Below are 9,518 nucleotides of genomic sequence, written 5' to 3'. Positions count from 1 at the left end.
AACAGATTCAATCATATCTATTTAAAGTTGAGATAAAAGATAGCGTAAAAGGTCTTGTGAAAAAGATTAGGGAGGAACTAAACTCGATAAGCTCTATAGATGAGCAACAAGAAGCTTCTTCTATATTACTTCTGATTGATGTTATACTAAACTCTTGTATTAAAAATCGTGCCAGCGATGTACATATTGAACCCACAGAAAAAAACTGCGTAGTACGAACAAGAATAGATGGAAAATTGACAGAAATATTTATTTTTGAAAAAGATATCTATCCCCCTCTAGCATCAAGGTTGAAACTTCTCTCTAATCTTGACATAGCCGAGAAAAGAAAACCTCAAGATGGCAGGTTCTCCACACTAGTAGGATCAAAAGAGTATGACTTTCGTATATCTACTCTCCCTATATTGTATGGCGAATCCATAGTTATGAGGGTTCTTGACAAACAAAAAGCTCTCGTAAAACTTGAAGATGCCGGAATGGACAGCATTAGTTATAATAAATTTATAAAAGCACTTAAAACGCCTTATGGCATCATACTCGTTACCGGTCCAACAGGAAGCGGTAAAACAACAACGCTGTACGGTGCCTTAAACGAGCTTAGAAATGTTGAAGATAAGGTTATTACGGTTGAAGATCCTGTTGAGTACAGAATGAATCTTATTCAGCAAGTTCAAGTAAACCCAAAAGTCGGTCTTACCTTTGCTGCTGCTCTTAGATCTATACTTAGACAAGATCCCGATAAAATTATGATTGGTGAGATTCGTGACTCAGAAACACTTGAAATAGCTATAAAAGCTGCACTAACAGGACACTTAGTTATCTCTACTCTTCATACAAACGACTCTATTAGTGCGATTACTCGTATGATAGATATGGGAGTTCCTTCCTATCTCATCAGTGGCTCTTTAGTTGCAATACAAGCGCAAAGACTTGTAAGAAAAATATGTAAAAACTGTAAAGTTGAGGAAAAAATTTCAGCAGCAGGTATAGAGGAGATAAGACACCTTGTGCCGGAAAATAGTAAGTTTTATACAGGAGTTGGCTGCAAAGAGTGTAATGCCACTGGATACATGGGAAGAGAGATGATTTGCGAGGTTTTAATCGTCAATGAAAAAATAACATCTCTAATTGCAAAAGGTGCATCTATTGAGGCGCTGCATGCTCAAGCTCTTGAAGATGGCTTTGTAGGACTACTTGAAAACGGCATCAATAAAGCTCTTGATGGCATCACAAGTTTAGAAGAGGTTTTAAGGGTGGCAAAATAATGAAGTACTTTGTAGCAACTATCCTGATAAAAGGTAAAAAAGAGCAGATTGGAATGTATGCTGAAGATAGAAAACATGCTAATGAGCTAACCAAACTAAAATACTCAGGAATTTTAATAAAAATTGCTGAAGCAGAAGAACCGCTAGAGGTTCAATTAAAAAGGCTTAAGGATAATCTTTTTAGCAATATTAAGAAAAGAAAGATTAAACCTGATGCTCTTATTGCATCGATTAGACAATTGGCAGTTATGACTAATGCCGGCATCTCTATCTATGATTCGCTGAATGAAATTGCAAAATCCACGCAAGAAAAAAATTTAAAATTGGTTTTTAGTAAGCTTGCAGAAGATATTAACTCAGGTCGCTCCCTCTCAAAATCAATGGAAAATTTTCGTTTTGAGCTTGGCAACTTAGCTATTGCAATGGTTCAGCTAGGTGAAAAAACAGGTAACCTTGATGATGCACTCTACTCTCTTGCTGACATGCTAGAAGAGATTCGAGCTAATGTAGTAAAGTTCAAAAAAGCGATGGCATACCCTAGAAATGTAATGGTTGCCATGGCTGTTGCTTTTACCATTTTAATATCTTATGTTGTTCCTAATTTTAAAACAATGTTTGAAAAGTTAAATGCCGAGTTACCGCTACCAACACTCATCCTACTAAAGCTAGAGCATCTTTTTAACAATTACGGACTATACGTACTTGCTATTTTGATTATATCATTTGTAATATTTAAATATTTAATCAATAATAACAAAGATATTAGGTTTGGCTGGCATAAAGTTTTACTAAAAACATATCTAATAAAAAAAATCATCATGTTTGCGACGCTTAATCGTTTTACACTTGTATTTTCAGAACTGGTTCGTGCAGGTATTCCTATAGCTGAAGCTCTTGATACTTCAATATCTATGATAGACAATCTTCCGCTAAAAGCAAAACTTTCATCAGTAAGAACATCAGTTGAAAAGGGTGCCGCATTAAATGAAGGTCTAGCAGACACAAAACTATTTGAAAATATGATTATTCAAATGATTAGTGCGGGCGAAGAGAGCGGCACACTAGATACTATGATAAAAAAAGTAGCAGAATATTACAAGATGAGATTTGATGCAATTATTGACGGGCTCTCAGAAGCAATCGAGCCTATCATGTTATTTATTCTAGCTTCTATGATTCTCTTACTTGCACTTGGAATCTTTCTGCCGATGTGGGATATGGGTAATGCTGTTACAGGTGGCAAATAGAAGAAATTCTACTCCCTCTGTAAGCCTCTTTTATTAGAACATTCATTACGCTATATTTGTAAATATTTTTTGAACATCCTCATCATCTTCTAACTTATCTAAAATCTTATCTATACTCGTTTGCTGCTCTTGTGTGATTGTAATCGGGGAGTTTGACATTCTTTCCAAATTTGCTTTTGTAATCTCAATGCCCATACTCTCTAGAGCGCTATTTAGTGCGCCAAAGCTTGTGTAATCACCGCTAACGATAACAACACCATCTTCTGCTTCTATCTCCTCTAGTCCTGCATCAATTAACTCCAGCTCAAGTTCCTCTAAATCCATGTCATCTTTTAGAGGAAATTCAAACAGCGCTTTTCTATCAAACATAAACTCTAAAGAACCTTTTATAAGCATCTCTCCACCATGTTTTGTGAGTATATTTTTTATATTTGCAACCGTTCTTGTATTATTGTCCGTCATACACTCTATAAAGAGTTGTACTCCATGTGCGATTTTTCCCTCAAAACTAACCTCAAGCATACTTGCAGTATCTTTTGCCGTTGCTCTTTTTATTGCTGCTTCAATATTGTCTTTTGGCATATTTTCAGCTTTTGCATTAATAATTGCTGTACGAAGTCTTGCGTTCATATCAGGGTCACATCCACCCTCTTTTGCAGCCATTGTAATAATCTTTCCAAGTTTTGGAAACAATTTTGACATGGCCCCCCATCTTTTTAATTTTGATGCTTTTCTGTACTCAAAGGCTCTTCCCATCTTCTTTTCCTCATATTTTTTATATACTATTTCTATTTATATTGATTATAAAATCAAAAGTGTATTATACCAAATCCACCTAAGCATACGTACATTATGCAACGCATCAGGGAGTTGATTTGGTATAATAGCTAATTAAATTATACAAGGTATTTAAATGCAGCTCGCTTCTAAGATAAAACACTACTTATTTAATGCATTCCGTGAACTGTTTGTTTATAACCATAACTCCTTAGAATTTCGTGCAAAGCTCCTTGCACTTATCCTCTGCGCCAATGAAAATATAAAAGAAGATGACTTCTTAATTATTAAAAAAATTGGCATGAATATATATATAAATGATGACGAAAGAGCAAATCTTTTGATGTTAAACACTAAAGAGCTTGTTAAAAAAGTAAGAGAAAACAACGGCTTAGATATTGATACTCTTGTTTTAAATATTCAAAAAGAGTTAAAGCTTATGCCAAGATATGCCAAAAAAATAGATATTGAACCGCTAAAAGAGCTGCTTTTGCTTTCACATGACAGAGATGTTATCTCATACCAAGAAAATATGATAGAGTTTTTACAAACTCTAAAAGATGAAACCCTGCATGAGAAAGAATCGCAAATAGCAAAAGATGAAGGGAAGATAATATAGAGTCTAAATATTAAACTTCTCTTTATCAAAAAAAGTATCTACAGAGATATTTTTAAACGCAGCATTTAAGCTTGTAAAAAGCGAGGGAAACTCTTTTTCCATCTTAGATAACATCTCCTTTGTATCTGCTCTTGCATGCGGCATTTTTACATCAAATCTCATCGACGGACACGCTTCATCCCCAATAGTCACAATATCATTATCAAGCACAAATGCTGCTAATTGACGCTCCCGCATCTGTATCAAAGGGCGTATGACAATCAAACCATTTTCTGCTCTATATTTTGGTGCAAGTGAGCGCATCTGCCCATTGTAGATAAAATTCATAAAAAAACTCTCTGCAGCATCATCCATATGATGTCCAAGAGCAACTTTATTACAGCCATGATTTTGTGCTGCACTGTAGAGGGAACCTCTTCTCATGCGTGAAAAAAAACTACAAAATGAGGAGTTTTTTCTAATTTTTTTACCTGCTAAATCATAAATTTGCGTATCATGAATAACATGAATAATCTCATGCTCCCTGCAGTGCGCAATAAGTTTGTCAAAATTTTCACCCATCCCGTATGAAACAGTGACTGCGATAAACTCAAATTTAAATGGTGCTCTGCGCTGTTGCTCTTTTAATGCGTGAACTAGAGTTAGTGAATCTTTTCCGCCGCTTAACCCCACCAATATCTTATCGCCCTCTTCTATCAGACCAAATTCAGCATTTGTTTTTCCAAGCTTACTCATAATTTTTTTAGATAATTTAATCGACATTTTAAGCTCCTATTGTCTGAGCGTGAGCTTTACGCTGAGTATATATGTTGTATGCAATTTCAAAGCATATAACAAAATATAACGTTAGCATAGTAAAATGAGCTTTGTTCATTTCGCGTTCTAAGATGCAAGGACAATTCTGTCCACCATTTTCATAACAAACTCAGCACTCTCTTTAGCGCTGGTATCTAAAAATTCATCAAAGCTAAAGCTTGCATCCATGTCTGCGGCATCACTAATGGCTCTGAGTATAAAAAAGGGAACATTTAAAGCATTGCAAACTACCGCGACACTTCCACCTTCCATCTCCAAAGCATCAGCTTCAAATGTAGCGCCAATCCAGTTTTTTCTCTCTTCATTTGCCACAAACTGATCACCTGTTGCGATAATCCCCTCCTGCACGCTTTTACCCATACTTTTGGCGACCTCTTTGCTCATCTTTATCATCTCTATATCCGAGTTAACAAAAACAGCTCCCTCGGGAACATAGCCAAAAGGATGCCCGAATGCCGTAATATCCAAGTCATGTTGAGCAAGTTTTGTAGCAACGATTAAATCTCCAACTTTAAGAGTAGGAGATATTGCTCCAGCAACTCCTGAAAATAGAAGCTTTGTTGCTCCAAAATGCTCAATCATAGTTGTAGCAGTCAGAGTTGAAAAAACTTTTCCTATTTTAGAGTACGCTATTACCAGCGCAACACCTCTATATGTTGCCTCATAATATCTATTTCCCGCATACTCTACTGTTTTATACGAGCCTACCTTTTCAAGTATTGGAGCGATCTCCTCAGGCATAGCCCCCATAATTGCTATTTTCATCTAACTCCTTATCTTTCAATATTTTTACTCTTTTTATTTATACACTATTTTTGCATCATAAAACTTATAGATGTAGCCTCTTCCAAATTTGAGCGATTAAGCCTAGGCAGTCTAATCTTCGTTACAAATTTTCTCTACAACTTCTAGCAGTGATTTCATGTCTGAAACAGTATAAGTCTCAAGGTTTGGAGCGATTCTTTTGTTTAACCCTTTAAGCGTTGCCCCATTTCCAAACTCAATTGCAATATCTACGCTATCGGCAATTGCCAAAATTGACTGTTTATATTTTACTGGTTTTATAAGTTGTTCAGTTAAAAGTTCGATTGCTTTATCTTTAGTAGAGTATCCTGTCGCAGTAACATTTGAGATGACAGGAGCTTCAAAATTATCCTCAATCATCCCCTCCATTAAACTCTTAAGTGGAATTTGTGCAGGAGATAAAAGCTCACAATGGCTAGCTACTGACATGTTTAGAAGAAGTGCTCTTTTAGCACCCGCATTTTTAAATGTCTGCTCTAAAGACTCTAAATCACTCTTCATGCCAGCTACAACAAGCTGTCCATCTTGATTATAGTTTGCCGGCCAAACTTTTTTTCTTTGACTTTGTGCATCAGCACAAATTTTCTCAACACTCTCATCGTCAAGCCCCATAACAACCATCATTCCGGCTTCAATATCACTGCATGCGTCCTGCATAAGCTGCCCACGTCTATGAACAAGCTCAACAGCATCAACATAATCAATAGCACCGCTTGCACAAAGAGCAGAAAATTCACCCAAGGAGTGACCTAAAAACAACTCAGCCTTTATATCAGGACACTTCTCTTTAAAGAGGCGATAAGCCACCATCTGGATTAAAAGAATTGCCGGCTGTGTATATGCAGTTTGATTTAACAAGTCATGCTCGCCAAAAATCAGCTCCTCAAATCTTAATCCGGCTCTTTTGCCTGCCTCTTCAAACATCTCTTTTGCAATATCCGAGTTATCATAAAAATCTTTTCCCATTCCTACTGCTTGAGAGCCCTGCCCTGCAAAAATCATTGCTATTTTTTTCATCTGTTTCCTTCTTATAAATATCTACTATTCTCAGAGATTTTTTTTCTTAAAGTATTTCTGTTTAGCCCCAGCTTATCTGAAAGCTGCAGTTGTGATTTGAATCTTTGAAGCCCTGCTTTTATAATAGGAACTTCATAAAGATGTAAAAAATTTTTATAGTCACAATTAGAACCTAATTTATCTACTAGATAGTTTTGGATAATATCCATCAGCTCATCTTCATGTATATCTTGCAAAAGATACTTTATAATAACTTGTCTTCTTAAAGAGTTTGCATTTTCACTCAAATCTGGCTTAAAATTTTTGATTTTAATCTCATCTTTTGAAGAAAAAAGCAAAGATGCTTCTTTAGTGAATTTTTTAATTAGCTCCTTAACATCTTCAGGTCTCTTTGCAAGAGGAGGTATCTCAAACTTAACACTAAAAAATTTATCCACATCTTTATTGTTATATGAACTTTTTGCAGTTGCAACTGCCCTAATATTTCTACTACTTAAAAGATCTAGAGTTTTTTTAATGTTAGGGGAGTTTTCTAAATTTACAATTAATATCTTATTAACGCGCCCAAGAGTTGTTAAAAGTTCATCATAATTTGATGCATCAAGTATCGGAGCATCCGGAAGTATATAATGAGCTAAAGTTCTCTTGCCGACGCCTGTCTCTCCAGTTATCAAAGAGTTGACATTTAATGTTTTTAAAAGAGTTGCACTCTTAAATGCCTGTGCCGAAGATGCACAAGCAGTTATATAACTAGCATCCACAACCAGTGCCACTACCTGTACCACAACAATCGTCATGTTGGTTTTCTACAGGAATACCACTCATAAGTTCTTCAGCAGATGCTTCTCTAATGTTATTTATCGATACAGCAAAAGCCAAATCTTTACCCGCTAAAGGGTGATTGAAATCAATTATTACACTCTCTTCGCCTATCTCTTTTACAGTAACTTGAACGGTTCCGCCATCTTCGCCTTGCCCATAAAGAGACATCCCGACTTCTAATTCAATTCCTGCAAATTGATCTCTTGGAACCTCTTGCATAGCCTCTGCTTCATATTCACCATATGCATCTTTAGCTTTTACTAAAACTTCTGCTTTTTCACCTATAGACATATTTGCAATTGCGTTTTCTAGTCCCGGAATTATCTGACCTTTTCCAAACATAAACACTAACGGTTCACTACCGATATTACTATCTACAACTTTTTTGCCGTCTTTTACCTCATACTCTATAGATACAATTTGATTTGTTACTATTGCCATTTTATATGCCTTTTATTTTTTTGTGATTTTATCATAATTACAGCAATTACAAAAAGATTGCTGTTTTATTTAATTTGTTTTTTTGCAATTTTTGCAGCTTCACTGTTTGGATATTGTGAAATTACCGCATCATAAAAAGTTGCAGCATTTTTTTTATCTCCTGTTTTGTCCATTGAAATTGCAGTATGGAGCATTAATACCGGCATATAATCTGCCTTAGCATAAAGCGATGCACTTTTTTTAAAATAAGCTATTGCCTCAGCGTAGTTTTTGCTGTAATACTCTATCTCTCCTATCATATAGTGAGAACGCGCTGGTTTATAATTTTTTTCTACTAATTGTTTATAGTATTTTATAGCTTGGCTATAATTTTTACTATCATAAAGTTCTTTAGCTTTTGTCTCAATATCTCCACTTGACATGCCTTCATTTGAAGATTTTTTTGGTGCAGTATTATATTTTAACTCTTTTGCTACAAGATCTTTAAATTTGTTTACATCATTTACTAGTGAATTAAACTCACTTTTACTAACGTATGATTCATTAATGGAGTCAACAATCTTAGAAATCTCAATTATAAGAAGATTTATTTTTTCTATCTCTTTAGTATTGATAACAACAGCTTCACTATTATCGCCAATAGATTTAGACACTCTCTTCTCATACTCATTTCTAAGTGCATTCTCATCAGACAAAGATTTTATTTTGAGCCTATTTTCATGTGAAGATGTGCTGATGCTCTCAATAATAGTCTGTAATCCATCAACTCTCTGTCTAAGAGATTCGACTTCATTTGCTTGATTGTTGCTTTTTACAACAACTTTGTTGAGATTTTTTTTAGTTTCGAGCAAAACTGTCTCAGTAGAAGTTAGACCATAGGGATTGGGATTATTTAAATCCCCAGCACCAAACGCAGAAGGTTCGGCACCGAAAAAATAGGAAGGAAGGAGTATTGCTAATATAGCAATCTTTTTAGTTTTGTTCATTTATTATGGTAAAAGTTTGAAATCAACTCTACGATTTTTAGCCCAGCAATCTTTAGTTTTGTCATTGCACACAGGGTTACTCTCGCCAAAACTTACCATAGAAATACGATTAGTGTTAACTCCCTCTGCAACAAGAGCTTTTTTAACTGTGTTAGCTCTTTTTAGTCCAAGTGCAAAGTTATACTCATCACTTCCCCACTCATCACAATTTCCCTCTAACTTGATAGAGAAATCTTTAGCTTTAGTATTTGCAATATTTGAATCGGTAGATAGATTCCCTTGCATATCACTTCTTATGTTGAACTTGTCAAAATCAAAATATATACTCAATAACTCTTTTTCAATCCTCATCATAGCTTGAGTACCTGTCTCATTAGCACTACCATCATTCATGATTGCAGCTTCGCTAGATGATACAGTCTCTGTTTGAATCGGCGCAACTTCTTGAGCTGATGGATCTTGCAATACTTCTTGCTTCATACCACTTGCTGAATCATCAATCTTTGGATCTTTATCCCCACACCCGCTTAATACTAAAAGTGCTGCTATCGCACTAGAGATTACAATGCTTTTCATTTTTTCTACCTTAAAATTTAGTTGCCGTGATTGTACCAAAATAAAATTAATATTTTTTTATAATCATGCGATTACCAGTCCATTGACTGAACTTTTCCATATTTTAGAGGAAAAAGATAATTTTTATTGTGATTTAATCTAATAATCC

11 protein-coding genes are annotated in these 9,518 nt (G+C 35.2%); 3 read left to right on the top strand and 8 right to left on the bottom strand.

Annotation, left to right across the window (positions count from 1 at the left end; all coding sequences use genetic code 11):
• Both M0Q17_RS09300 and M0Q17_RS09295 read left to right on the top strand, forming a co-directional pair.
• A partial coding sequence (locus M0Q17_RS09300; protein ID WP_295086197.1) for a GspE/PulE family protein occupies positions 1-1,265 on the top strand: 1,265 nt, incomplete at its 5' end.
• Positions 1,265-2,512 carry a type II secretion system F family protein gene (locus M0Q17_RS09295; RefSeq protein WP_295086196.1) on the top strand — a complete coding sequence of 416 codons (1,248 nt, stop codon included), beginning with the start codon at positions 1,265-1,267 and terminating at the stop codon, positions 2,510-2,512. The genes M0Q17_RS09300 and M0Q17_RS09295, both read left to right, overlap by 1 nt.
• A 45-nt stretch (positions 2,513-2,557) precedes the next feature.
• On the opposite strand, the gene M0Q17_RS09290 is transcribed toward M0Q17_RS09295, so the two are convergent.
• On the bottom strand, positions 2,558-3,268 hold the full coding sequence (locus M0Q17_RS09290; protein ID WP_295086194.1) for a YebC/PmpR family DNA-binding transcriptional regulator: 711 nt from the start codon (positions 3,266-3,268) through the stop codon (positions 2,558-2,560).
• 157 nt (positions 3,269-3,425) lie between these two features.
• Between M0Q17_RS09290 and M0Q17_RS09285 the strand changes: the two genes are divergently transcribed.
• On the top strand, positions 3,426-3,908 hold the full coding sequence (locus M0Q17_RS09285) for a hypothetical protein (protein ID WP_295086193.1): 483 nt from the start codon (positions 3,426-3,428) through the stop codon (positions 3,906-3,908).
• A gap of 3 nt (positions 3,909-3,911) precedes the next feature.
• On the opposite strand, the gene M0Q17_RS09280 is transcribed toward M0Q17_RS09285, so the two are convergent.
• The 7 genes from M0Q17_RS09280 to M0Q17_RS09250 form a co-directional block, all read right to left on the bottom strand.
• A complete protein-coding gene (locus tag M0Q17_RS09280) occupies positions 3,912-4,670 on the bottom strand; it encodes an ATP-binding protein (protein WP_295086192.1) in 759 nt (252 codons plus the stop codon).
• A gap of 120 nt (positions 4,671-4,790) precedes the next feature.
• A complete protein-coding gene (locus M0Q17_RS09275) occupies positions 4,791-5,489 on the bottom strand; it encodes a 5'-methylthioadenosine/adenosylhomocysteine nucleosidase (protein ID WP_295086190.1) in 699 nt (232 codons plus the stop codon).
• A 111-nt stretch (positions 5,490-5,600) separates the two neighbouring features.
• Complete coding sequence (gene fabD / locus M0Q17_RS09270) at positions 5,601-6,545, bottom strand: ACP S-malonyltransferase (protein ID WP_295086188.1); 945 nt, start codon at positions 6,543-6,545, stop codon at positions 5,601-5,603.
• Between the two features lie 11 nt (positions 6,546-6,556).
• Entirely contained in the window at positions 6,557-7,342 is a 786-nt protein-coding gene (locus tag M0Q17_RS09265) for a Fis family transcriptional regulator (protein ID WP_295086186.1), read from the bottom strand.
• Complete coding sequence (locus M0Q17_RS09260; RefSeq protein WP_295086184.1) at positions 7,296-7,808, bottom strand: peptidylprolyl isomerase; 513 nt, start codon at positions 7,806-7,808, stop codon at positions 7,296-7,298. The genes M0Q17_RS09265 and M0Q17_RS09260 overlap by 47 nt, the downstream gene beginning before the upstream one ends.
• Positions 7,809-7,873: 65 nt before the next feature.
• The gene (locus tag M0Q17_RS09255) at positions 7,874-8,794 is read right to left on the bottom strand and encodes a tetratricopeptide repeat protein (RefSeq protein WP_295086182.1); all 921 of its coding nucleotides are present in this window, start codon (positions 8,792-8,794) and stop codon (positions 7,874-7,876) included.
• A 3-nt stretch (positions 8,795-8,797) separates the two neighbouring features.
• On the bottom strand, positions 8,798-9,370 hold the full coding sequence (locus tag M0Q17_RS09250; RefSeq protein ID WP_295086181.1) for an OmpA family protein: 573 nt from the start codon (positions 9,368-9,370) through the stop codon (positions 8,798-8,800).
• Positions 9,371-9,518 lie beyond the last annotated feature (148 nt).

Source organism: Sulfurimonas sp. (assembly GCF_023229105.1).
GTDB lineage: Bacteria > Campylobacterota > Campylobacteria > Campylobacterales > Sulfurimonadaceae > Sulfurimonas.
Note: the sequence above shows the minus strand (reverse complement) of the source record. Positions and strands in the feature narration are given on the sequence as shown.